The 23,649-nt window shown below is 65.5% G+C and carries 15 protein-coding genes; 8 read left to right on the plus strand and 7 right to left on the minus strand.

Annotated elements, in window-relative coordinates:
- Positions 1-182 precede the first annotated feature (182 nt).
- Positions 183-2,057, plus strand: coding sequence for a Fe-S protein assembly chaperone HscA (gene hscA / locus VFO93_RS08350; RefSeq protein ID WP_325133902.1), 1,875 nt, complete (start codon positions 183-185; stop codon positions 2,055-2,057).
- 78 nt (positions 2,058-2,135) lie between these two features.
- Here the strand turns inward: hscA and VFO93_RS08355 are convergent, their stop codons facing one another.
- A complete protein-coding gene (locus VFO93_RS08355) occupies positions 2,136-2,501 on the minus strand; it encodes a hypothetical protein (RefSeq protein ID WP_325133903.1) in 366 nt (121 codons plus the stop codon).
- Positions 2,502-2,696: 195 nt separating this feature from the next.
- Between VFO93_RS08355 and VFO93_RS08360 the strand changes: the two genes are divergently transcribed.
- The 4 genes from VFO93_RS08360 (at position 2,697) to VFO93_RS08375 (ending at position 9,161) form a co-directional block, all read left to right on the plus strand.
- Positions 2,697-3,329: a hypothetical protein gene (locus VFO93_RS08360; protein WP_325133904.1), complete on the plus strand. Its 633-nt coding sequence runs from the start codon at positions 2,697-2,699 to the stop codon at positions 3,327-3,329.
- 243 nt (positions 3,330-3,572) lie between these two features.
- On the plus strand, positions 3,573-4,835 hold the full coding sequence (locus tag VFO93_RS08365; RefSeq protein WP_325133905.1) for an exonuclease SbcCD subunit D C-terminal domain-containing protein: 1,263 nt from the start codon (positions 3,573-3,575) through the stop codon (positions 4,833-4,835).
- A gap of 54 nt (positions 4,836-4,889) precedes the next feature.
- Complete coding sequence (locus VFO93_RS08370) at positions 4,890-5,369, plus strand: hypothetical protein (RefSeq protein ID WP_325133906.1); 480 nt, start codon at positions 4,890-4,892, stop codon at positions 5,367-5,369.
- 72 nt (positions 5,370-5,441) lie between these two features.
- Complete coding sequence (locus VFO93_RS08375) at positions 5,442-9,161, plus strand: AAA family ATPase (protein WP_325133907.1); 3,720 nt, start codon at positions 5,442-5,444, stop codon at positions 9,159-9,161.
- A gap of 210 nt (positions 9,162-9,371) precedes the next feature.
- On the opposite strand, the gene VFO93_RS08380 is transcribed toward VFO93_RS08375, so the two are convergent.
- The 6 genes from VFO93_RS08380 to VFO93_RS08405 all read right to left on the minus strand — a co-directional run bounded on the left by VFO93_RS08380 (position 9,372) and on the right by VFO93_RS08405 (position 20,386).
- Positions 9,372-10,442: a DUF6687 family protein gene (locus tag VFO93_RS08380; protein WP_325133908.1), complete on the minus strand. Its 1,071-nt coding sequence runs from the start codon at positions 10,440-10,442 to the stop codon at positions 9,372-9,374.
- A gap of 184 nt (positions 10,443-10,626) precedes the next feature.
- Positions 10,627-16,233, minus strand: coding sequence for a T9SS type A sorting domain-containing protein (locus VFO93_RS08385; protein ID WP_325133909.1), 5,607 nt, complete (start codon positions 16,231-16,233; stop codon positions 10,627-10,629).
- A gap of 42 nt (positions 16,234-16,275) precedes the next feature.
- Positions 16,276-17,337 carry a hypothetical protein gene (locus VFO93_RS08390; RefSeq protein ID WP_325133910.1) on the minus strand — a complete coding sequence of 354 codons (1,062 nt, stop codon included), beginning with the start codon at positions 17,335-17,337 and terminating at the stop codon, positions 16,276-16,278.
- 437 nt (positions 17,338-17,774) lie between these two features.
- Positions 17,775-18,110, minus strand: coding sequence for an HNH endonuclease (locus tag VFO93_RS08395; protein ID WP_325133911.1), 336 nt, complete (start codon positions 18,108-18,110; stop codon positions 17,775-17,777).
- Between the two features lie 112 nt (positions 18,111-18,222).
- On the minus strand, positions 18,223-18,810 hold the full coding sequence (locus VFO93_RS08400; RefSeq protein WP_325133912.1) for a hypothetical protein: 588 nt from the start codon (positions 18,808-18,810) through the stop codon (positions 18,223-18,225).
- A gap of 196 nt (positions 18,811-19,006) precedes the next feature.
- The gene (locus VFO93_RS08405) at positions 19,007-20,386 is read right to left on the minus strand and encodes an oligosaccharide flippase family protein (RefSeq protein WP_325133913.1); all 1,380 of its coding nucleotides are present in this window, start codon (positions 20,384-20,386) and stop codon (positions 19,007-19,009) included.
- A gap of 178 nt (positions 20,387-20,564) precedes the next feature.
- Between VFO93_RS08405 and VFO93_RS08410 the strand changes: the two genes are divergently transcribed.
- Genes VFO93_RS08410 through VFO93_RS08420 form a run of 3 tightly spaced genes read left to right on the plus strand, consistent with a single transcriptional unit; the run spans position 20,565 to position 23,595 of the window.
- A complete protein-coding gene (locus tag VFO93_RS08410; RefSeq protein ID WP_325133914.1) occupies positions 20,565-21,632 on the plus strand; it encodes a hypothetical protein in 1,068 nt (355 codons plus the stop codon).
- A gap of 57 nt (positions 21,633-21,689) precedes the next feature.
- On the plus strand, positions 21,690-22,091 hold the full coding sequence (locus VFO93_RS08415) for a four helix bundle protein (RefSeq protein ID WP_325133915.1): 402 nt from the start codon (positions 21,690-21,692) through the stop codon (positions 22,089-22,091).
- Between the two features lie 34 nt (positions 22,092-22,125).
- Positions 22,126-23,595, plus strand: coding sequence for an O-antigen ligase family protein (locus VFO93_RS08420; protein WP_325133916.1), 1,470 nt, complete (start codon positions 22,126-22,128; stop codon positions 23,593-23,595).
- The last annotated feature ends 54 nt before the right edge of the window (positions 23,596-23,649 follow it).

Below are 23,649 nucleotides of genomic sequence, written 5' to 3' on the forward strand. Positions count from 1 at the left end.
GCGCAGCCCGCAGCCACATCAGGTTAAGCCAAACCGACGCTTGCTAACGCGGATGCGGGCTGCGCCCGCGCTCGGACTACCAAGCCCAAGCTACATCAAAGGCTATTTTTGCGGGCCGATTTTGCGTCGGCGCTGTTACTATCCTTTCGGCCGCGCCGCTGCGGCCCTGCTACCTACTTCTCATGGCAAAAGTCGCCATCAATCTCGCCACCGGCGCCATTCAGCAGGAAGAGCTCATCGTGGGCATCGACCTGGGCACTACCAACTCGCTCGTGGCCTACGTGCACCCCGAAACCCGCCAGCCGGCCGCCATCAACGACCTGGGGCGCGGCACTATCGTGCCCTCGGTGGTGCATTTTCCGGCCGATGGCAGCTCGCCGCTGGTGGGCTCCGAGGCCAAGGATTTCCTGCTTTCCGACCCCGCCAACACAATTTATTCGGTGAAGCGCCTGCTGGGCAAAAGCTACCGCGACCTCGGCCAGCACGCCGGGCAGCTGGGTTACAAGGTGATTGACGACGACACCGAGGGCCTGGTGAAAGTGCGCGTGGGCGAGCGCTTCTACTCGCCCATCGAGTTGTCGGCCGACATCCTGCGCGAGCTGCGCCACCGCGCCGAGCACGCCCTCAAAACGCCGGTGCGCCGCGCCGTCATCACGGTGCCGGCTTATTTCAACGACTCGCAGCGCCAGGCCACCCGCGACGCCGGCCGCCTGGCCGGGCTGGAGGTGCTGCGCATCGTAAACGAGCCCACGGCCGCCGCGCTGGCCTACGGCATCGGCCTCGACCCCGACGAAGAAAAGACCGTGGCCGTGTACGACCTCGGCGGCGGCACCTTCGATATCAGCATCTTGCGCCTGCACCAGGGCATCTTTGAGGTGCTGAGCACCCACGGCGATACCTGGCTGGGCGGCGACGACATGGACCGCGCCGTGGTCGAGTACTGGCAGTCGAAGTTCAGCCTGCCCGCCGCCTACGCCGAGATTCCGGCCCTGCAACAGCAGCTGCGCCTGGCCGCCGAAATGGCCAAGCGCTACCTCAGCCAGCACGACGACTTTACGACCCAGCTCATTGATAACGAAGAGCAAGTGCAGGTAGTCACGCTGACCAAAGCCGAGTTTAACAACCTCATCCGGCCGCTCGTGGAGCGCACTATCGCCGCCTGCCGCCAGGCGCTCGGCGATGCCAGTCTAACGTCCGACGCCATCAACGCCGTGCTGCTCGTGGGCGGCTCGACCCGCGTGCCGCTGGTGTATGACGAGGTGAGCCGCTTTTTCGGCCAGCCGGCTAATAACTCGCTAAACCCCGACGAGGTAGTGGCGCTGGGCGCGGCCATTCAGGCTGATATTCTGGCCGGCAACCGCCGCGATGTGCTGTTGCTTGACGTGACGCCGCTGACCCTGGGCATCGAAACGCTGGGCGGGCTCATGGATGCCATTATTCCGCGCAACTCGAAGATTCCGACCAAGGCCGGCCGCCAGTACACGACTAGCGTAGATGGGCAGGTGAACCTCAAAATCGGCGTGTACCAGGGCGAGCGCGACCTGGTGCAGGAAAACCGCAAGCTCGGCGAGTTTGTGCTGAGCGGCATCCCGGCCATGCCGGCGGGCCTGCCCAAAATCGACGTTAATTTCTTCCTCAACGCCGACGGCATCCTGCGCGTGGAAGCCGTGGAGCTGCGCTCCAACACCCGCCAACAGGTTGACATCAAGCCCCAGTACGGCCTCACCGACGACCAGGTAGAGCAGATGCTGATGGACTCACTGCTCAACGCCAAGCAGGACGTGGCCGCCCGCCTACTCATCGAGGCGCGCACTGCCGCCGAGCAGCTATTGTATCAAGTCGAGCGCTTTGTGAAGAAGAATGCCGAGCATTTGGAGCAAACCGAAATCACGGCTACCCAGGCTAAAACCGATGAGCTGCGCCAGGCTCTCACCGGCAATGACCGCGACCTGCTGCTCAAGCGCATGGACGAGCTGGATGAGCTAACCAAGCCCTTTGCCGAGCGGGTGATGGACATTTCCATCAAGCAGGCCATGACGGGCAAGCAGATTATATAACCTGTTTTTTCATAGCCAAAAGTGCCCGTAGCCTACCAGGCAACGGGCACTTTTGGTTTTCTTCAAACGTGAAAACGGCTAGCGGCGGGGCAGGCGCACGGTGCCTTTGTGCAGGCGCTTAGTGGGCTGGGCACCGGGAATAGCCTGGCCCGCGCGGGGCTGGTCGGCGCGCTGGGTACCACCGTCTATGTTTCTGGCCGGCAAGCCATTGGCATAAAGCGAGCCCGTGATGCCAGCCGGCCGCGTCCCGTTCACGGGCGTTACGGCGGGCACCGTGTTGGTGCTGCGGCCGGGCCGGCCGGGAATAGTAGCGGCCGGAATGGCGGGCACGCCCGCCGCATTGGGCACGGTGCTGACGGTAGGAATGTCGGCCTGGGCCAAGGCCGGGCGGCTGAACGCGACGGCCCCAAGCAGGGCTAGGCCGAGTAAGTGGCGGGTTTTCATAATGCGAATACTACTGAGGTGGAAGCAGTAGCGCGGGCTCTGGGATTACTGGCAAACGAGGCTTTTGCGCTCGCTGCCTGCAAGCCCGCGCTACGGCTACTTTTTACGCACCAGCCGGCACTACGACCATCTTTGCAAACGGAATAAATTGGGCCAAGCCGCGTTAGCTGCCCGCCGCCTTTTCACCTCTACAGAATGCGCCTCCCGGCCCGCCTCCGCAAACCACTGCGCTACTGCGCTTTTGGCTTGACCCTAACGCTACTCGCCGCCGCGCTGGCCGTGTGGGGTACCGGCGACTTCGGCCTCACGCAGCGCTGGCTCAATGGCGCGGAGCGCCGCGCCCTGGCCGGCCGCAGCACCCGCGCCGACCGCCTCGGCCTGCGCCTGTTCTACGATGGCCTGTGGCTGGGCGGCAAGGTAGCTTACCCACAAGCGGCCGAGCTGCTGGGCCACTACCGCGCCGGCAGCGGCGACACGCTGCGCTTCGCGGCCGGGTCGTTGCTGCGCCACCCCGAGGTGCGGCGGGCGCTGCGGCAGGGCCGGCCGGGCATCACGTTTCGGCAGCAGGCGGCGGGCGCGTCGCCGTTTTACGTGGTGTGTAAAACCGACTGGCCGCTGTACTACGCCTTTGATTTGCTGTACATCCGGCAGCGCGATGGCAAGGTTGTTTTCTACGACAACTACTTTTTTCAGCCTGTGGCGCGGCGCTCCTACGCCCGGTTTCGGGTGGGTAAAATCGGCGTGCGGCTGAACGATGGGCTTATTCGGGTGGCGTATCCACAGGCGCGGGCGTTTGTGGCGTGCAGTGAGGCGGTGGCCGTGCGGTAGCAATTACATACAACTGTCATGCTGAGCGCAGCGAAGCAGCTCTACCGCTTCATCCAAGCCGTTTGATGAAGCGACAGCAATGCTTCGCTGCGCTCAGCATGACAATTCACAGAACAAATACAACTCAGCCCACCGCAGCACAAACCACTTTTTATACTCAAAAATCAGTACAAAGCAGGCCAACTAGTTCCGGCCAAACCCCGCGCCACCCGTCGTAAATTTGAGGGTATTCCCGACTAATTGATGCGCGTACTGCACACCGCCGACTGGCACCTAGGCCAGCATTTCCTTACTGGCCAAGAGCGCCTTACCGAGCAAAAAGCTTTTCTAAACTGGCTACTCGACACCGTAAAGGCCGAGGGCGTCGAAGCCCTGGTGCTGGCCGGCGACGTGTTTGATACCACTACGCCCTCGCACGCGGCGCAGGAGTTGTACTACGATTTTTTGGTGCGGATGCAAGGTACCGGCTGCCGCGACATCGTGGTGGTGGGCGGCAACCACGACTCCCCTACCCTGCTCAATGCCAGCCGCCGGCTGCTGCGGGCGCTACGCATCCACGTTATCGGCGGGGTGCCGGCCGAGGCTGAGGAGCAAATTATATCCCTACCCAACGGCAGCGGGCAGCCCGGCCTGGTAGTAGTGGCCGTGCCTTTCCTGCGCGACCGCGACCTGCGCCTGGCCGTGGCCGGCGAAACGCCCGACGCCCGCCAGCTGCGCATCCGCGACAGCATTGCGGGCCATTATCTAACTCTGAGCGAACACGATAACGTGCACCGCCTGCGCGAGCAAGATGTACCGGTACTGGCCACCGGCCACCTCTACGCCGCCGGCTGCGAGGCCCGCGAAGGGGCCGAGCGCGACGTGCATATTGGTGGACTGGGCGTGGTGGGGGCCGAGCACTTTCCGGCCGCGTTCGACTACGTGGCCCTGGGCCACCTGCACCGCCCGCAGGTGGTAGGCGGGCAGGCGCGCATCCGCTACTCGGGCTCGCCGGTGCCGCTCTCCTTTACCGAGGCCGACGATAAGCAGCAGGTGCTGCTGCTGGATTTTAAGGGCGCGGGCGAGCCCAAAATAACAGCGTTAGCAGTGCCGGTGGCGCGGCGCTTGCAGCGCTTTCACGGCGAGCTGGAAGAAGTCGAGGCCGCTATTCTGGCCTTTGATAACGAAGCCTTTAGCCTGGTGGCCTGGGCCGACGTGCTGGTGAAGTCAGACGAGTCGCCCGCCGAGGTGCAGCGCCGCGTGCAAGCCGTGTTGAAAGAGCGCCGCGATGCGGTGCTGGCCCCACGCGGCGCGCGCCACCAGCGCCTCACCGACGCGCCCGACGTGGTGGCCGAAGCCGCCGCGCCCATCGAGCACCTGCACGAGCTGACGGTGGACGAGGTATTTCGCCGCCGCGTGGCTGGCCTGCCGCCCGAGCGGGCGGCGGCGCTCACCAGCACGTTTCAGGAGCTACGCCAGCTGCTGAGCGAGGCCGACCCGCAAGCCTGGAGCGGCGAAACAGGCTAGCAGTTTTCAATCACAGAGTATCTTAGCTTCTCACTTTAGCTTTCCTTTTTACTGATGAAAAAAGTACTACTTCCCTTTCTGGGTCTGGCCATCGGGCTGGGCACGGTTTCCTCTGCCAAGGCGCAGGTAGGGGCCGCCATCGGATTTGCGCGCATGATGCACAAAAAATCGGCCGACAAATCTGACAAAGCGGATAAACCCAGCAAGGCCGATAGCAAAGTCACCAAAAACGCCAGCACCGAAACCTACCAGGGAAAAAGCTTCCCGATGCAGCGCACCCCGGCCGACCAGCTGCCCAAAGTGGGCGCCGAGCAAGTAACGGCCCTCGAAACCGAGCTCGACCGCAGCCACGCGGCCCTGACCGCTACCACTACCGGCGCGCTGTTCACGCCCGAGCAGCGCCAGGCCTTGCAAACCGCGCTGGTGGGCCTGGCCAAATCGCCGGCCAACGGCAACCTGGCTGCGTATCAGAAGGAAGCCGCCTTTTACCTAGCTGAAGACGCCCGCCGCCAGCAGGCCGCACCGGCCAACTAGGCGGCTTTCAAACCTGCCCCGCAACTGCGCCCGCACCGGCCTTTTTGGCCAGTGCGGGCGTAATTTTAGGGTATGAAGATTATCAGCCTGCGCTTTGCCAACCTCAACTCGCTGCCCGGCCCCTACCTCATCCGGTTTGATGCCGCGCCGCTGGCCGACACGGGGCTGTTTGCGATAACGGGGCCCACGGGCGCGGGCAAAAGCACGCTGCTCGACGCCATCGCGGTGGGCCTGTATGGCCGGGTGCCGCGCCACGACCGGCAGGTGGGCGAAATGGTGAGCCGCCACGCGCCCTTCGCCTGGTCGGAGGTCGAGTTTGAAGTTCACGAAACCAACGCCGATACCGGCCAAACCAGCCGCGTGCGCTACCGCTCGCGCTGGGAAGTGAAGCGCAAAACGCGGGGCGAGGACAAGGGCGGCCTGGGCCAGGATGCCATGTCGCTGGTGCGCAGCCCCTTGTGGGAGGCCGTCATCAGCGGCAAGGAGGCCGTACCGGCCAAGGTCGGCGAGCTGTCGGGGCTGGATTTTGGGCAGTTTGAGCAGGCTGTGCTGTTGAGCCAGGGCAAGTTTGCGCGCTTTCTGCACGCGCCGGAGAAGGAGCGCAGCGCGTTGCTGGAGAAAATGACCAACGTGGGCATCTACTCGCGGCTGTCGGTGGCGGCGTTTGAGAAAGCCAAGGAGGAAGCCCGCCTAACCGAGCTGCTGGCCGCCCGCCTCGATGCCACCCGCCTGCTATCGGACGAGGAGCGCGCCGCCCTCAGCAGCCAGCTCGACGCCCTGAACGAAACGGCCGAGCAACACCACGAAGAAGAGCAGGAGCTAAGCGTATGCCTGCAATGGCGCCTCGACCTGGATAAGGTGGAGCGCCAGCTGCGCGACACCACCCGCGAGGCCGACACCCTGCGCCAAGCCGATGAGCAACTGCAACCCGCTTTTGCCCGCCTCGCCGACCACCAGCGCGCCAATACCAAGGAGCTGGCCACGCCGCTGGCACTAGCCGAAGCGGCGGCCAAAGCACTGCAAACCAGCACCACGCAGCTCAGCGAGCTTCAGCAAGCCCTGCCCGGCCTGGCCACCGCCACCAGCGCGGCCAGGGCTACTCTGGAGGCCGCCACCACGGCTCACCAAGCCGCCCAAACCCACGAAAACGACCTGCGCCCCCGGCTGGATGAAGCCCGCACGCGGGATGCCGCCCTGGCCACCACCCGCCAGCAGCTGAGTAAAAGCCAGGCCGCCCACGTCCAAAGCCAGCGGGCGCACGACCAGGCACAGGCCGCCTGGCAGCAGCAGGCCCAAGGGCTGCAAAGCCTCGCAGCCCAGCAAACCACGCTGGATAGCTGGCTGATAGCCCACCAGCACGAGGCTGATTTGGATAAACAGCTTATCAGAATAGGGCGAGAACTTAGCGACCTGCAAGCTGCCCAAAAGGAAGCCGGCACCCGCGCCGCCACCCGTGCCGAGCTGCTCAAAAACCAGGAAGCCACCGCCGCCGACCGCCGCCGCCAGCAGCAGCTCGAAGCTGACGCCATGGCCTTACAGCAGGCCATCAAAGATGAAGGCCAGCCCTGCCGCACCGAGCGCGACGTGCTGCTGCAAGGCACCACGCCCGCCGAGCTGGCCCAGCGCGCCGACGACCTTACGGCCTACCTGCACGGCCTGCAACAGCTGCTGCCCAAGGCCGAAGCCGCGCATGACTACTACGCCCGCGCCCAGCACCTGCAAGACCAGCTAACCCAGGAAGCCCCGGCCATGGCCACCGCCGAAGCCACTGCCCGCCACCTTACCGACCAGCGCGCCGCCGGCCAGCAACTCCTTGACAGCCTGCGCCGCGAGCTACGCACCCAGCAGGCGATGGCTGACCTCAACGCCCACCGCCAGCAGCTACACGCGGGCCAGCCCTGCCCGCTGTGCGGGGCGCTGGAGCACGCTTTTGCCGCCGACTTTGCGCCCGACGCCGACGCCCAGGAGCAGCGTGTGGCTGCCCAGCAGCAGGCCCTGGCGGCACTGGAAGACGCCCTGCGCGCCGCCGCCCACGACCTCACCCGCCGCCAAACCGAGCAGCAGCAGCGCCAGCAGCAACGGCAGGAAGCCACTGAGGCGGCCGAAGCCGCCCGCCACCAGGCGCACGCGCTGGCCGCCGAGCTGGTGCCCGCTCCGCCCCTACCCGCCGACCCGGCCGCCGTGCGAGCCCTACTCGAAGCCACCGCCCTAGCTCAAGCCATCGCCCAGGCCAACCGCCGCCAGCTGGGCATTCTGGATGAGAAGCTGGCCACGCTGCGCGAAAAATACCTGGCCGCTGGCACCGCCGCCACCGCCGCCCAGGCCGAAACCCGGCTGCTGGGGCAGCGCCAGACTGCTACCGCCCTCGAAATCGACAAGCTGAGCGCCGACCTGGCGCACTGGCGCGAACAGGCCGAAATCTACCAAAGCACCATTCAGGACATCCTGCGGCCGCACCAGCTGCCGCTGCCCGCCCGCCCGCCTTACGACGGCCTGCTCGCTGAGCTCGAAAGCCGCGCCGCGCACTACGAAACCCAGCGCGCGGCCTTGACCAACGGCCAGAATCAACTGATAGAGCTCACCGCAAAGCAAAATGCCCAGGCCGACGAGCTAGCCCGCCAGCAGGGGCAGCTAGCCGCCGCTGCCGAAACGCTCGCCGCCGACCAACTAGCCTTGGAGCAACAGCAGGCCGCTCGCCTGGCTTACTACGCCGGCCCCAACCCCGCCGCCGAAGCCGCTCAACTGCGCCAGCACACCGAGCAGCTGGCCGCCGCCGCCCGCCAGGCCGAAAACCAGCACGCCCGCCAGCAGCAGGAACTGGCCGTGCAGCAAAGCGCCTTCGACGCGCTGCAAACCCAACTGGCCGCCCACCGCACCGCCCACGCCGAGCGCCAAACCGAGCTAGCGGCTGCCCTGGCCGCTGCCGGCTTTGGCAGTGCAGCCGAGGCGCAGGCGCTGCTGCTGCCCGCCGCCGAGGCCGAGCGCCTGCACCAGCAGCGGCAGCAGCACCTCACGGCCACGGCCGCCACTGCCCGCCGCCTGGCCGACCTCACCGCCGAGCAGCAGCAGCACGCCGAATTTGCCCTCACGCCGCTGAGCGCGGCCGACCTTACAACCCAGCTCGCGGCGCTGTCGGCGGCCGACGATATTTTGCAGCAGAAGCTCGGCGCGGCCAGCAGCCAGCTCGTCCAGGACGATGCCAACCGCGAGCGCCTGGCCGAAGGCCGCCGCGAGCTGCAAGCCCGCCAACTCGAAGAGCAGCGCTGGCAAGACCTGGCCGACCAAATCGGCTCGGCCAAGGGTGATAAGTTCAGCCAGTTTGCCCAGGGCCTGACCCTGAGCCACCTGGCCCGGCTCGCCAACCTGCGCCTCCGGCAGCTCACCAACCGCTACTCCATCCTCAAAACGCCCAACCGCAACTTGGAGCTGCAAATCATCGACCACGACCAGGCTGATACCGTGCGCCCGATGGCCTCGCTCTCGGGCGGCGAAAGCTTTTTGGTAAGCTTAGCCCTGGCATTGGGTTTGAGCGAGTTGGCCGGCTACAAGGCGCGCATCGAGTCGTTGTTTATCGACGAAGGCTTCGGCACGCTCGACCCGGACTCGCTGAACACGGCGCTGGATGCGCTAGAGCGCTTGCAGCACTCGGGCAAGATGATTGGCATCATCTCGCACGTGGCCGACCTCAAAGACCGTATCGGCACCCAAATACGAGTGCAGCCCGTGGCCGGCGGCAACAGCACCGTGCGCGTGGTGGACGTAGTGGGCACCGAAACGGAGTGCTGCGAATAAAGCCAGCGCTGGCGCGCTGGCCGCCGTTTAGCGCGCAGCGCGTAACGGCAGGCCGACCAGTGGGGTGAGTTTCCAAACTCACTGCCGCGTAGCGGCAAGCAACGCCCAACGAGCAGCGCACCTTACTACGCGAGTCTGGAGACTCGCCCCACTGGCGCTGGCCTGCCGTTACGCGCTGCGCGCTAAACGGCGGCCAGCGGCAGCGGCTCCTTATTTCATAGTATTATTACCCGCCGCACGCACCTCGGCCCAGGTCCAATACCTCTTAGGTTGGATGCCAGCGTAGCCCTTTTGCAGAAAGGCTACTACCTCGCTCTCCACCGCACTAGCCGCCAGCGATGAAGCGTAAATAGGCCGCCCGTCGGGGTCGGCGTAGCGCTCGGCTTTACTCAGTGGGCGGCCGGCCAGGCGTAGCAGCGGGCCGGTGTCGGTGAGCTGGTCGGCAGTCCAGCGGTAGTTGCTTTTTTCCAGCTCATTGAGGCGGGCGGCGAGTGGGGCCAGCGGCAGGCGCGGCAGCGTGGGGCGGCTTTCGAGGTCTATCCAGGTAGTGTATTTACATTCCAACTCGTAGCGCTGGCCGTCGTAAAGGCTTAACACCCAATCGAAGCCCACCGTGGGGCCAAACAGCGCGTAGTACGGCACTGGCGCGGGCGTGCGGATGACGACCAGCCCGATATCGGGGTAGTCGGTGCGCTGCGTGAGCGGCCCGCGCAGCGCAGCCACGGCCGCCTGCACGCGCTCGTATTCGGGCTGCCAGGCGGCGCGGCCGGCCTCGGGGTCAAGCAAGATTTCCGCGAAGCGGGGCAGAAACCAAGCGAATTTTTCGGCCGAAGCTTCGTCTTCGCGACGGCGGCGGGCGGGCGCGCCGAAGGGCTCGTAGAAGCGGGCTTTCTCTTCGGCATTGAGCCAGCAGGTCAGTTGCAGGGCGTGGTCGGCGAGCGGGTTTTGCCAGTCGATTTCGCGGAAATCGCATAGGATGGCTACCAGGCGCAGCAGCGGCTCGTGGGCCAGGGCCAGTTCGGGGTTCAGCAGCGCCCACACGCCGATAAAGCCATCGATGTCAAAGTGATTGGCCGTAACAGCCTCGGCTTCCAGGCCGGGCGTAGCGGGCGCGTGCAGGGCGCGCAGGCACGAGCCGGCGCTGGTGTCGTCGCGCAGATTTTCGGGGGTAGCGGCCCCGCGCCAATGGGCCAGCGTGAGGGCCGCGCCCAGGCCGGTGCTATCGACCACGATGGTAGGCTGGCGGCGGAGCTGGGCGAAGGGCACGAAGTAGCGGTTCATAGTCCCAAAGGAAACACGCAAAGGCGGCTGCCCGGCCCCGGCCGCTCCGTAGGGAGCAAGCCGGGGCGGACAGCCGCCTTTTCAATTTTGTCATGCTGAGCGCAGCGAAGCATCTCTACCGCACCGCCCGCACCGTTTAATGGTGCGGCAGAGATGCTTCGCTACGCTCAGCATGACAGCCAACCTACTCCCGCGTCAGGCGCTTCACTACCGTGCCCTGCGACGTGAGCACGCGCACCGAGTACACGCCGCTGGCCAGGTTCGTGAGGTCAAGCTCTTCACGCAGGATGCCGGCGCGGGGCTGGGCGCTCCGCTTCAGCACCACCTGGCCGAGGGTGTTCAGCAGCTCTAGCTGCACCGTACCATTACCCGTAAGCCCGGCCATTTCCAGCGTAGTGGTGCTGGTGGTGGGGTTCGGGTAGAGGTGGGTGGCGGCTTGCAGCGCCCCGCTGGCCGTGCTCAGAATGCCGCTGGGCTGGAGCCAGAGGTAGAAGCGCTGGCCGGTGTAGCCGGGGCTCATGCTGAAGGTGTAGGCGGGGGTCAGCGTCAGGTTTTGGCGCGTGCCCAGCGCCCGGTCTTCCAGCCAGACTTCGGTGCCGGGGGGCAGGTTGAGCAGCTCGGTGGCTTCGAGGGTGTGGCTGCCGGGCTGGCCTACGCGCACGCCCAGCGGGATGCTGGGCACGGTGGCCAGGCTCGGCAGGGCATTGATGGACAAGCCATCGGCCCCGGCCATGCTCCAGAGCGAGGGCGCGCCGTTGCCGTTGAGCTGCACCTTGTAGGCATCGAAAGCGGCGTCGAAGGCCGGCGTAGCGGCGGGGTCAAAGTACACCACGGTTTCATCGGCCGGGCCGGTGGCGCTCTTGGCTTGCAGGCGCACGAGCGGGTGGGTAGTCGTGGTGGCGGGGCGATTGAAGCCGGGGTTGAGGTAGGCGCTGGGGCGGGCGGCGGCCGGCAGCGTGAGGGTAGCGGCGGCGGTGGCCCGCACGAAGAAGCCCTGCATGGCGGCCAAATCCTTGGTGCCGCCATTCTGCCCGATGCCGCCCACGTAGGAGCGGTAGGTGCCTGAGTACGGCCCCGAGGGCACGAACACGTACAGCGCCCGGCCCACGCCCGCTACGGCGGGCACCTGGTCCCAGTCGAGCGGCGAGGGGAAGGGATTGCCGAGCAGGTGCCAGCCGGCATCGGCCAGCGGGGCGCGGCTGAGCGCGTAGCTCACGCTGGCGCTGGCCAGCGTGCCGCTGATGTCCACTACCGTGCCGGGTAGGGTTTGGGCCGAGTAGCCGCAGCCGGGCGTCAGGTTGTCGGTGGCACCGGGCACCAGCCAGCCCTGGTCGAAAGTGGGCAGCGCAGCCGTCAGGCGGCTTTCATCGTACTGAAACAGCGTCGGGAAGGGCGTTACCGTGTTGCCCTGCGTGTTGTAGTCGGGGTTCACGTTGAAGCCAGGCATGTCGTCGGCAAACTCCTGCACGGTGGCCGTGCCGGTTTGCATGGGCGAGGAATAGTGGCGGTAGCCCGCCGCGCCCGCGCCCATGATGAAGCGCTCCATCGTGGCGCGGCCCGTGACGACGCCGCCCCCGGCGGGGTTCACCACCATCGCCGTGTTATTGGCGTCGGAGAGCAGCGTGAGGTTGTTGCCCGAAGCCAGGTTGCCGCTGGTGAGCGTGAGCAGGTGCTGCACGCCAGTAGCGCTGGCCAGGGTAGCGCCCGCCGCGTTGCTGATGGTGAGGTCGTAGAAGCGTAGCGCGCCGGTGCCGCCCAGGGTTTGGGCGGTGCTGCCGCCGCACACGAAGGCGTTGGCGTTGGGCGTGAAGGTGCCGTTGTTGGCCAAGTTGCCCGTCAGCGTAAACTGCCCGCTCAGGGTCAGCGACGTGCCGCTGGCTATGCTCAGGTTTTGGGCGGTGCTGCCCGCGCCGGCCACCGGGTAGAAACTCAGGCCTGCCGGAATCACGACGTTAGTCGTGGCCGTGGGCACGGCGTTGCAGCTCCAGTTGGCGGCATTGTTCCAGGCGGTGCTCACCGCGCCCAGCCAAGTGTACACATTAGCCGCACCGATGCTGATGTCGGCCCCGTTATCGCTACCCACCGTGGCGGGCTGGCTGCCCACCACCCGGATGCGGTAGCCCGCGCCCGGCGTGGTGCCGGCCGGAATAATGGCCGCAATGGTGCCCGAGGCAGTACCCGTCAACGTTCCGATATTCAGCGGACTAGCGAAGCTGCCGCCCGCCGCCGAAAGCTGCGCCGTGAACGCGTTGCCAGCCGAGAAGCCGGTAGCCGTAAACGACACGCTGAGCGCCGAGCCCGCGCAGTAGCCGCTGGCCAGGCTGCTGGTTTGGATGCTAGTCGCCACTGGCGCAGGGTTCACCGTCACCGTCGTGCTCACGGTGGTCGAGCAGCCGTTTAGGCTGATAGTCACCGAGTACTGGCCGGCGTTGGCGGTTGTGGCGCTATTAATAGTTTGGTTAGGGCCGGTGGCGGTGAAGTCACCCGGGCCCGTCCAGCTGTAAGTAGCACCGCTGATGCCGGTGGCGGTCAGCGAGAGCACCGAGCCCACCGTCACGGGCGAGTTGGAGCCCACCGAGGCCGTGCTCAGGTTGGTAATCGTCAGACTGGAGCCGTTGTCATTGCTGGTAATAACCGGGCTGGAGCTCACCAGCCGGATGCGGTAGCCCGCGCCGCTGGCCGAAGCCGGAATCGTAACGCCCAACGTGCCATTGGCCGCCGCCGTGGTGCTCACCGAGCCGATGCTGACCGGCGAAGCAAACGAGCCATTGGCATCCGAAAGCTGCGCCGTGATGACGTTGCCCGCGTTGAAGCTTGGGCCGCTGGCCGCGTAGCCCAGCGTGTAGCCGGTGCCCGCGCACAGCGGGCCGGCCAGGGCATTGAGCGAGAGCGTGGTAACGGGCACGGCGGCGTTCACCGTCACGGCCGTGCTGGCCGAGGCCGCGCAGCCTGCCGCGTTGGTGATGGTGAGGGTGTAGGTGCCCGACTGCGCCGGGTTGGCGTTGGTCAGGGTGATGTTCTGGCTGGTACCCACCACGGCGCTGCCGCCGCCGGTGTACTGCGCCGTCCACACGTAGCTGTTGCCAGCCACGGCCGGGCCGCCGTTCAAAATAAGCGTGCCGCCCTGCGCTACCGGCGAGTTGCTGCTGACGGTGACGGTAGGCAGGTCGTTGAGGGTCAGATTCGAGCCGTTATCGTTACTGATAACGACCGGACTAGAGCTAACCACCCGGCTGCGGTAGCCGCTACCGGCCGTAGTACTAGCCGGAATCGTGGCCGTGAGCGCGCCATTGCCCTGCCCGCTAAACGTCGTTGAGCCGATGCTAACCGGCGCGGCAAACGAGCCGCTGGCATCCGAGAGCTGCGCCGTAATGGTATTGCCGCTGGCAAACGGATTGCCCGACACAGCGAAGCTGATGGTGCGCGACGCGCCCAAACACAGCGACCCGCTGAAGGTGCTCATGCTCAGCAGCGGCGTGGTCGAGGCCTGCACGTTCACGTCCACGAAGCTGCTCGACGAGCAGTTGCCCAGCGTCACGGTCACGGAGTAGCGCGCCGTGCCGGCCGTGGTGGTGCTGGTGCTCGGGCTTTGCAGCGTCGAGCTAAAGCCGCCCGGCCCGCTCCACGAGTAGGTCGCGCCGGCGTAGGTCGGCGTGGTGCTCAGGCTGATGGCCGCGCCGTTGGCCACCGAAGCCGGGCCGGTGGCCTGGCTCACGGGCGTGGTGCCGATGGTCAAATCCGCGCCGTTGTCGGTGCCAGTCACGGCGGGGTTCGAGGCCACTACCCGCACGCGGTAGCCGCTGCCGGCCGGCGTGTTTTGTGGGATAACACCCGTGAGCACGCCGCCCGTGGCGTTGGAGCTTTGCAGCGTGCCCAGCAGCGGCGCGCTGGCCGAGAAGACGCCGCTGGCATCCGAGAGCTGGAAGTTGAACACGTTGCCCGTGGCGTAGCGCGCCGTGTTGGTGCTGAAGGGCACCGTGAGCGTATTACCCGTGCAGTACGCACTAGCCGTAATCGTGCCCGTAGCGATGGTGGACGGGTAGAGGTAGCTCGTGGCCGAGCAGGCCGTGCCGCCCGGCGTGGTCACGCAAATCTGGCCGTCGGTGCCCCCGGCCGGGGCACTCACCGTGAGGCTGGTGCTGGTGTTATTAGTGATAGTGCCGGCCGGTGTGCCGTTGAAGGTCACGGCCGTGGCCCCGCCCAGGTCGGTGCCCGTGATGGTCACGACCGTGCCCGCCGGCCCGCTGCCGGGCGAGAAGCTGATGATAACCGGGGACGCGCAGGTAGCCGGGAAATAATACGCCCCGGCATTGGTCAGCTGAATGCCCTGCGCCAGCGTGGGCAAGGTCAGGCGCAGGCGCAGGCCGCGCACGTTGTTTTGCACCGTGGCCAGCGTCCGCACGATGTTGGTCGGCGTGGCCTGGTTGGCGGGCAGCGTGGCGCTGTAGGTATCGATGGTGTTCCAGGTGCTCAGGTTGCCCGACGCCTCCACGGTCAGCGTGTAGTTCACGGCCGTACTGTTCGGGTTGCGCAAGCTCAGCTGCACCTCCGAAATAGTGCGTAGCGTGCTAGCGCCCAGGTCCACCTGGGCGTAGTAGTTGTTGAGAAAGGTGGAAGAGCTGCCCGTTACCACTGAGCCATTAAACATTTGCTCCACGGCGGTAGCCGTGATACCAGAGCCCGTGTAGCTCGCGGCTGGCTGCCCCGCCGCGTAGTTGGGCGAGTTGTTGCAGCCGCTCTTGGCGAAGGGCCGGCTCAGCACCTGGCTCCATTTGCCGTTGGCGTCGCGCATCCGCACGAATAGGCGGTGCTGCCCGGTGGGCAGGGCGCTGGCGTCGGCCAGCAGGTTGAGGCTGGTGAGGTTGGTGCTGGGCGTCGAAATCGGCACGTTCACGCCCTGCCCGTAGCCGGGGTCGGTGTCAAAAAAGTACTCCGCCTTGTTGATAACCGGCACGGTGGCCACCGTGAGGTCGTCCACGTAAAAAATCCGGTTTTGGGTCTGGCTCCACTTGCCGGCCGCATCGCGCACCCGGTAAAACAAGGTGTGAAAACCCACCGCTAGCGAGCCCAGGCCCACCGAAAAGCTCACGCCCGTGGCATTGGTGCCGCCGCCCGTGATGGCCGCGCTCGTGCCCTGCCCGTAGCCGGGGTCGGTATCCACGAAATACTCCACGGCCGCCAGGTTGGCGGGCGGGTTAGTATTCGTGGCCGGCTCCACGTAAAAAATCCGGCGGTAGGTCTGGCTCCACGCGCCGTTCGCGTTTTTCGAGCGCACGCTCAGGGCGTGAAAGCCCGGCGCTACGCTGCCCAGGCTCACCGCAAAGCTCACGCCCGCCGCGTTGGTGCCGCCGCCCGTGATGCTGATGGCCGTGCCCGCGCCATAGCCGGGGTCGGCGTCGATAAAATACTCGGCCCCCGTGAGGTTAGGCGCGGCGCTCACGGCCGAGGCCGGCTCCTTATATAGTAGCTGCCGGTAGGTTTGGCTCCAGCGGCCGGTAGCGGCCTGCGAGCGGATAAAGAGGCTGTGGAAACCCGGCGACAGCGGCGCGAGGCTGGCCGAAAACGACAGGTTGCTTAGCGTGGTGCCCGGCGAGGCGGGCAGCGCCACGGCCGTGCCCTGGCCGGGGCCGGGGTCGGAGTCGGAGTCGGAGTCGGAGTCGAAAAAGTATTCTACCCGCGTGAAATCGTAGGATACTTGGGCGTGCAGCGGCGAAAAAAGCGCCCCCACCGCCAGTAGCAGCAGCATCGCCAGGCCTAGCCCGGGGTGCCGCATCAAGCGTAGCAGGTCCATAAACACGTGCGGAAAAACGCCCCGCCAGGGGCATCGTCCGGTTTAGTTGTTGGAGCGCGTGTTAATGGTGGCGTTCAGGGTATTGCCCGACACCGACTGCGAGTACTGGTAAATAGTGGGCACGTTCGGGATGCCCGACAACCGGTAGGGTAGCACCCCGCCAAACGCGCCCACGTCGGTGCCGCTCTCGCCCGTGCCGATGGCCGGGCTGCCCGTGCGCAGCTGGTAGGCGCCATCCGTCGAGGCCGTGCCGCCCACGAAGAGGTTGGCGGGCGTCACGTTCTGCTGGTTGCCGTTGGCCGTGCCAAAGGCCGCGTTGCCGGCGATGTTGTAGCTATAGGCGTTGTTGCGAGGGCTGAAGTTCGTCCCGGTGCCGGTATAAATCAGGATGTTGTTTTTGATAACCGCGTTATCTACATCGATACCGTATTGGCTGGCAGGGCTGCTGAGGGCGCCAATTACATTATTGGAAATCAAAATATTAGTCATCCGGGCGTATTGCCCACTTGAGCTGACGCCGCCGCTGAGAATATTATTGGTAATGTTGACATTGCTCACCGCCGTAGCCGTGCTCGAGCCCGGATACAAGGAAACCGAGTAGCCATTCTCCATGATATTCTGGCGGAAGATGATGTTGCTCGCGCCCACCGAGCCTGTCGAAGGGTTGTAGCCAATGTAGGCGTAGCCACTGGCAAAGCGGTTGCGCTCCACCGTCACGTTGCTGGCCCCAATATTCATGCTGCTATTGAGGGTGCAGCCCGTGATGCGCGAGCCCGCGCTGCCGCTGGCAAACGTCACCGCGTCCACTAGCGACTCGCGCGTATCGAGCTGCAAGCCCGTGTTTTGGGTCAGGTAGTAGCCATTGCCAATGATGGTGAGCGGGCGCACGCACACCAGCGCCCCGTAGGAAATATTGCTGGGCTCCAGGTAAATGACATCGCCCGCGCTGGCCGCGTCGTGCGCCGCTTGCAGGGTATTGTATACGTTGACGCCCACCACGTTGGTGCTGGTGTTGTTGACGCGGCGAATGGTTTGGGCCTGGGCCACAATGGTACCCAGCAGCAGCAGCAGGGCGGCGAACAGGGAGGTAAAGAGGTTTTTCATGGGGGGTTGGGGAAGGAATGAGGGGTGATAAAAAAGGCAAAAGCACGGCCAGCCCGGCTATTTCAAGCCGAGATAACTAGCTGACCATAAACGATAAAAGATTAACACCACCCTTAGCACGTCGGCCACCAGGCCGCCCGCACCACGAGCAGTTAATCAAGGCAACGGCTCAGCCACACCTGGCGCAGGCGGGTGCATAAGCCGGAGAGAAGGAGGAGCGCAACGCATTCAACCGGCCCAACACATTGCTGCCAGGCCAACAGCCCAAAATTATTTAGCCTTCCTCTATAATATAAATACCCAGTATTAGGTATTTTCATTGTTCCGTTTACCCCTAAGCTTCACTCCCCGCGCCCGCGCCTTACAGCCTCGCAGCAACAAAAAACCCGGCCGCACGGCCGGGCTTACTAACCAGTACTGGCGCGAGTAAGCGCCGCCTACCCCCTACCCCGCCGGTTGCTGATTTTCTCCACCTTGTTTTTGCGAATCCAGCTCAGGTAGCCTCGCAGCTCCTCGGCCCCGCGCAGCGCCTCCACGGTCGAGTAGTGCCGGGCCAGCTCCTTGTTGGTGAGGAAGCGGTGCACGCTGCTGTGGCAGGGCTGGCAGAGGTCTACCACGTCGCCGTAGCGGCCGCCTTCTTCGCGGGGCACGAGATGGTGGCGGCTGGTTTGCTGCACCGCCCGCTCGCAGAGGCCGCAGCGGGTGTCGGCGGCGCGCTGGGCGCGGGCGGTGGCCTCGGCGGCGGCCTGGGCTAGCTGGGTGCGGCGGCGCATTTTTTTAATTATGAGCTATGAATTTCTTTGTCAACGCTTTTAGCATCGAATGCTGTAAGCACTACTGGCTTCTCCAATTCATAACTCATAATTTCTAATTCATAATTCCCTCCTACCCCCGCACGATGCGCATAAACGGCACGCTGGTATCAGGCTGCGGCCCGAGCAGCTCGGCCAGGGCTTGCAGAAAGCGGCCAGCCGTGTCGGGGCGGCCGGCGGGCGGGCCGGGGGCGTGGTGGCGGTGGTGCTCGCCGCGCCACTCGCCCAGCACGGTGGGTGTGCCGGCCTCGTCGGGGCTGCGGCCCAGCACGGCTTCGAGCAGGAAGTAGCGCGGCAGGTCGTCGGGCAGGTCGGCCAGGCCGTCCTCATCTTCCTCGTCTGGGTCGGGCTCGTCGAGCGGCGAGGGGTAGCGCTGCTCGGCGGCCAGGTACTCGGTATCATCCTCATACACAATGGCTATCAGGTGTGCCTCGCCGATGCCCTGCGGGGCGGGCAGCTGCAACAGGGCCGTGGCGCGGCCCGCCACGCGGTGCCAGCTCAGGTGCAGGCCCCGGGGCGCTACGCGCTCGCGGGGCGGCAGGCTTTCGGCGGCCTTGTCCCACACGTAGAGCAGGAGCTCGCGGGCCAGCAGCGGGTCGCCGAGTTCACGGCGCACGGCGGCCGGGCGGCGCCACACCACCTGCGGCAGCAGCGTATGCACAAAGTGGGAAGGGTGCGGACGAGCCATTAAGTGGATGGGTGGATGGGTGGATGGGTGGATGGGTGGATGAGCGGATGAGGGAGAGGCAGCACCCTTCATTCGCAAATTTCCTGCAATATCCTATCGATTTACCCATCCACTCACCCACTCACCCACTCATCCACTCACCCACTCATCCAAAAACCCACTCATCCACTCACCGCGGGCGCAGCTGCCGCAGCTCGCGCCAGCTTACCAGCCGGGTGCCAAACAGGATGGGAATGAACACCACGCCCATCAGGCCGGCTTCGAGCCACCAGCTTAGGCGCAGGCTGGCCTGCACCGCGTACCAAGCCCCGCACAGCAGCCCGAAGGCCAGCGCCAGGCGGGCCAGCAGGTGCCACGGCACCGCCACGCCCGTGCGCCGCACCACCAGCCACACGTAGCCGCCCGACACGAGCACGGCGCTGGCCAGCGTGTTGGCGGCCGCCGCCACGGCCCCGTAGCGCGGCAGCAGCCACAGGTTCAGGCTGATATTGAGGGCGATGCTGAGCACGGCCAGCCAGCTCATCACGCGCTGGTGGCTGGTGCTGGTGAGCAGCGTGCTGTAGATGGCAAAAAAGGCCTGCACCAGCGCGTTCAAAAACAACAGCTTCAAACACAGCACCATGCGGGCCAGCTCGGGCGCAGTGCTGTGGCTGAATTGCCAAAACAGCACCTCGCCCCGAAACAGCACGAACGCCACCAGCAGCAGCAGCGGCACGGCCGACACCCGCTGCCCCACCCACAGCAGCTGCCGCAGCTCGCGCGGGCGGGCGCTGGCGTGGGCGAAGCGCGCAAAAAACAGCGGCAGCACCGTCCACGAGTACATCAGGCTGGCGTCGAGCCAGCGGTAGGCGGCGGCGTAGTAGCCGGCCTCGGCCGGGCCGGCGGCCAGGCGCTCGAGCAGCACCATGTCCACGCGCTCATTTATGCCGTAGAGCACCGTCATGAAGGCAAATGGCCAACTGCCGCGCACCAGCTGCCGCACTACTGGCCAGTGCAGCCGCCGGTGCGGTAGCGGCCCAAACAGCCGCCGCAGCAGCCCCAGAAACAGCACCGCCGTGAAGGCTGCCGCCGCCAGCCGCGCCCCCACGTAGGAGCGCAGCGCCAGCCCGCCGCCCACCAGCAGCGCCGCCACCAGCCCCAGGGCCAGCAGCTTTTCAAACACCGACAGCAGCGCATCAGTGTTGAAATGCTGGCGCGCCTGCACCGGCCCGCGCAAAAACTGCCCGTACTGCGTGAGCAGCAGGCTGCCGCCCACCGCCGCCAGCAGCCCCAGCTGCGCGCCGTGGTAGCCCAGGGCCGCCCCCAGGGCCAGCAGCACCGCCAGCGCCACCGCCGTGAGCAGGGCGCGCAAGGGCAGCAGCGTCGGAAAGTTGCGCTCGGCAAACCTGGGGTCGGCGGCCAGCTGCTGCACCGTGTACTGCGTGAGGCCCAGGTCGGTGAACACGGCCACTACCACGGCCAGCGACGTGAAGGCCGCGATAAGCCCGAACGTGGCGTGCCCGAGCCGGTTTTGGACCAGGTTTTCGAGCAGAATCCAACCGGGCTTCACCAGCAGGTTGAGCCCTACGGCCAGGCCAATGCTGCCTAAGAAGCGTTTGATAATTGAAAAGGAATAAGATGGACTTTATGCGGAAGGCACAAAGGTAGAGCGCCGGGCGGCGGGTATCTTTGCCCGCGACTGCCCCGGCTTCTGGCAATTTTTTGGGCCGGTAGCAGCTCTCGTTTTTATGTCGCCTACCTCTACGCCTGGTTTTTCGCTTGCCGGCCTGCGGGCCATCTTCGACCGTTGGAAATACCTGCTGGGGCTGGCCGCCGGGCTGGCGCTGGTGGTGAGCACGGTGGTGGCGCTGCGCCTCGACAACATCTACAGCTCCACGGCCGTGTTTTTGCCCACCTCGCCCCAGAGCTCGGACCCCGACCGCCTGGTGGAGGGCTCGAAGCTGGAGCTGGGCGCCCGCGCCGAAGACCTGGACCGCGTTATCTCCATCGGCGAGTCGCTGCCGGTGGCCGAGCTGATGATTCGGAAATTCAACCTCTACGAGCACTACAACCAGGGCGCGCCGGGTACCGACCTCGTCGAAAACCGCACCTTGCAGGAATTCAGCTCCAACCTGAGCATCGTGCACAACGAGCGCGACGCCATCGAGCTTACGTTTCAGGACCGCGACAAGCAGCTGGCCGCCCGCGTGGCCAATGCCGTGGTGGCCGCCATCGACTCCATCAACCAGCAGCTGACGCTCGAAAACCGGCGCAACGTGCTGGAGCTCTACCGCCAGCGCTCGGCCAGCCTGGGCCGCACCTACGAGCAAACCCGGCGGGCGCTGCTGCGGGCGCGCCGCCGCTACGGCGTGTTTGGGCTCGAGCAGCAGGGCCGCTACCTGGCCAAGGCCGTGATAGAAACCGAAAAGGAGCTGCGCGTGGCCGAAGGCGGCGGCCCCGGCAACGCCGCCGGCCTGCGCCGCGCCCTGCACGGCCTCACCCGGGCCGATGGCGGCAACCTCATCAACCTCGAAAGCTGGACCCAGGGCGCCGACTCGGTAAACCTGGCCAGCACCCGTCTGGCCGATTTGCAGACCCGCTTCATTGCGGCCCGCGGGGCCTACGAGCAGGCCGAAACTTCGCTCGGCAGCCGCGTTTCGTCGCTCTACCAGTTGCAAAAAGCGCAGCCCGCCACTCGCAAAAGCAAGCCCTTCCGGACCGTTATCATCGTGAGCTCGGTGGTGCTCACGCTGGTCATTTCGATGCTGGTAATCCTGCTGCTGGAGCTGTGGCGGCGGCGGCCGGCGCTGGGGTAAGTGGGGTTTTGGATGAGTGGATGAGTGGGTGTACTTTAAACTACTTATGTCTGAAACATGGCATTGCTCGCTCGAAGCTTTGAATCAAAAGTGGCTTTCATAGAAGCGGTACGGGCGCAGACGAAGGGGTTGGCGCTGCGCGTAATTGCGTTGCATCGGGAACTGCCGGTTTCAGAAGAAAGCCGGGTGATTGGGCGGCAGTTGCTCCGGTCGGCTACCTCCGTGGCGGCCAATTACCGGGCAGTCAGTCGGGCACGTTCTGCCGCTGAGCACCTTGCCAAGCTTAGTATTTGCGTGGAAGAAGCCGACGAAACGCTTTTCTGGCTTGAGCTTCTGGTAGAAGCGCAGCTCGTTCCTCTTCACCGCCTGAGCAGCCTCTGCGATGATTACGACCAAATTATCGCCATCCTCGCCACTGCCCGCAAAACTGCTAAAGCGGCCAAGAATCCCTCAACCTAGCTCATCCACTCACCCACTCATCCACTCATCCCAAATGCGCCAATTGCTCCTTCGCCTGCGCCCAGCTGATACTGCCCAGTGGATATTCCTGGGCTTTCTGGGGCTGCTGCTGGGGGGCGGGGCGCTGGCGGGGCTGCGGCAGCAGCCGGCGCTGCTGCTGCCCGCGCTGGCGCTGGTAGGCGTGGGGCTGGTGGCGGCCGAGTGGCGCTGGCTCTACTATGCGCTGTTTCTCACGCTGCCTTTTTCGCGGGAGATGCCCCTGGTGGGCGGCCTGATGATGGACGTGCCCTCCGAGCCGTTTATGCTGCTGCTCACGGCCTGCGCGCCGCTGGCGCTGCTGCTGGGGCGCGGCAGCCTGGGGCAGCTGCCCCGGCGCGAGTGGCAGCACCCGCTGCTGGTGCTGCCAGTGCTGCTGCTGCTCTGGTCGGCCGTCGACATCGGGTTTTCGGTCGATAAGGTCAAGTCCTTTAAATACTGCCTGGCCAAGGTGTGGTACCTCACGCCCTTCGTGCTGGGCACGCTGCTGCTGGTGCGCCGCCCGGCCGATTTTTGGCGGGTGGCGGGGTGCTACGTGGCGGGCACGGCGGCCGTGCTGCTGCTGTGGGTGCTGCCGCGCCACTACCGGCACGGCTTTGATTTTGAGCACGTAAACAAGGCGGCGCTGCCGTATTTCGCCAACCACGTTATTTACGCCACCGTGCTGGCGCTGCTGCTGCCGCTGGCGCTGGGCGTGGCCGCGCACGCGGCCCGGCGCTGGCAGCGCTACCTGTGGTGGGGCGCGGCGGCGGTGCTCTTTTTTGGGCTGCTTACGTCATACACGCGCGCTTCGCTGCTGTCGCTGCCGCTGGCCGGGCTCTACTGGCTCGTGCTGCGCTGGCGCCTCACGCGCCTCGTGCTGGCGGGGGCGGCGCTGGCGGGGCTGGGCGCGGCAGCCTACTTCGTGAGTGGCGACAAATTTATGCGCTTTGCGCCCGACTACGAAAAAACGGTGTGGCACGGCGGCAATTTTGAGGCCCACCTGGCCTCGACCTACAAGCTCCAGGATGTGTCGGGCATGGAGCGCGTGTACCGCTGGGTGGCCGCCGCCCGCATGATAGCCGACAAGCCCGTCACGGGCAGTGGCCCATCTACCTTCTACCCTGAATACAAGCGCTATACGGTATCGGGCTTCCGCACTTACGTCAGCAACAACCGCGAGCATTCAACCACCCACAATTATTTTTTGCTGACGCTGGCCGAGCAGGGCGTGCCGGGCTTCGTGCTGTTTTGCGTGCTGGTGGGCACGCTGCTGCTCACCGCCGAGCGTCTCTACCACCGCAGCCTGCCCTACCCGGCCGTGCACCGCGTGGTGCTGGCGGCCACGCTGTCGCTGGTCGTCATCATATTCCACCTGTTTCTCAACGAGTTGATTGAGGTCGATAAAATCGGCTCAATGTTCTTCGTGCTGCTGGCCGTGCTGGTGCGCGCCGGTACGTGGGTAGAGGATGAGCAGGTTTTTGGATGAGTGGATGAGTGGATGAGTGGATGGTACTGTCATGCTGAGCGTAGCGAAGCATCT

Origin of the sequence: Hymenobacter sp. (assembly GCF_035709525.1) — a bacterium.
Taxonomy (GTDB): Bacteria; Bacteroidota; Bacteroidia; order Cytophagales; family Hymenobacteraceae; genus Hymenobacter.

Bases quoted from the DNA above. Each gene is read 5' to 3' on its own strand.
- hscA (WP_325133902.1), top strand. From the start codon at position 183: ATGGCAAAAGTCGCCATCAATCTCGCCACCGGCGCCATTCAGCAGGAA.
- VFO93_RS08355 (WP_325133903.1), bottom strand. From the start codon at position 2,501: ATGAAAACCCGCCACTTACTCGGCCTAGCCCTGCTTGGGGCCGTCGCG.
- VFO93_RS08360 (WP_325133904.1), top strand. From the start codon at position 2,697: ATGCGCCTCCCGGCCCGCCTCCGCAAACCACTGCGCTACTGCGCTTTT.
- VFO93_RS08365 (WP_325133905.1), top strand. From the start codon at position 3,573: ATGCGCGTACTGCACACCGCCGACTGGCACCTAGGCCAGCATTTCCTT.
- VFO93_RS08370 (WP_325133906.1), top strand. From the start codon at position 4,890: ATGAAAAAAGTACTACTTCCCTTTCTGGGTCTGGCCATCGGGCTGGGC.
- VFO93_RS08375 (WP_325133907.1), top strand. From the start codon at position 5,442: ATGAAGATTATCAGCCTGCGCTTTGCCAACCTCAACTCGCTGCCCGGC.
- VFO93_RS08380 (WP_325133908.1), bottom strand. From the start codon at position 10,442: ATGAACCGCTACTTCGTGCCCTTCGCCCAGCTCCGCCGCCAGCCTACC.
- VFO93_RS08385 (WP_325133909.1), bottom strand. From the start codon at position 16,233: ATGGACCTGCTACGCTTGATGCGGCACCCCGGGCTAGGCCTGGCGATG.
- VFO93_RS08390 (WP_325133910.1), bottom strand. From the start codon at position 17,337: ATGAAAAACCTCTTTACCTCCCTGTTCGCCGCCCTGCTGCTGCTGCTG.
- VFO93_RS08395 (WP_325133911.1), bottom strand. From the start codon at position 18,110: ATGCGCCGCCGCACCCAGCTAGCCCAGGCCGCCGCCGAGGCCACCGCC.
- VFO93_RS08410 (WP_325133914.1), top strand. From the start codon at position 20,565: ATGTCGCCTACCTCTACGCCTGGTTTTTCGCTTGCCGGCCTGCGGGCC.
- VFO93_RS08415 (WP_325133915.1), top strand. From the start codon at position 21,690: ATGGCATTGCTCGCTCGAAGCTTTGAATCAAAAGTGGCTTTCATAGAA.
- VFO93_RS08420 (WP_325133916.1), top strand. From the start codon at position 22,126: ATGCGCCAATTGCTCCTTCGCCTGCGCCCAGCTGATACTGCCCAGTGG.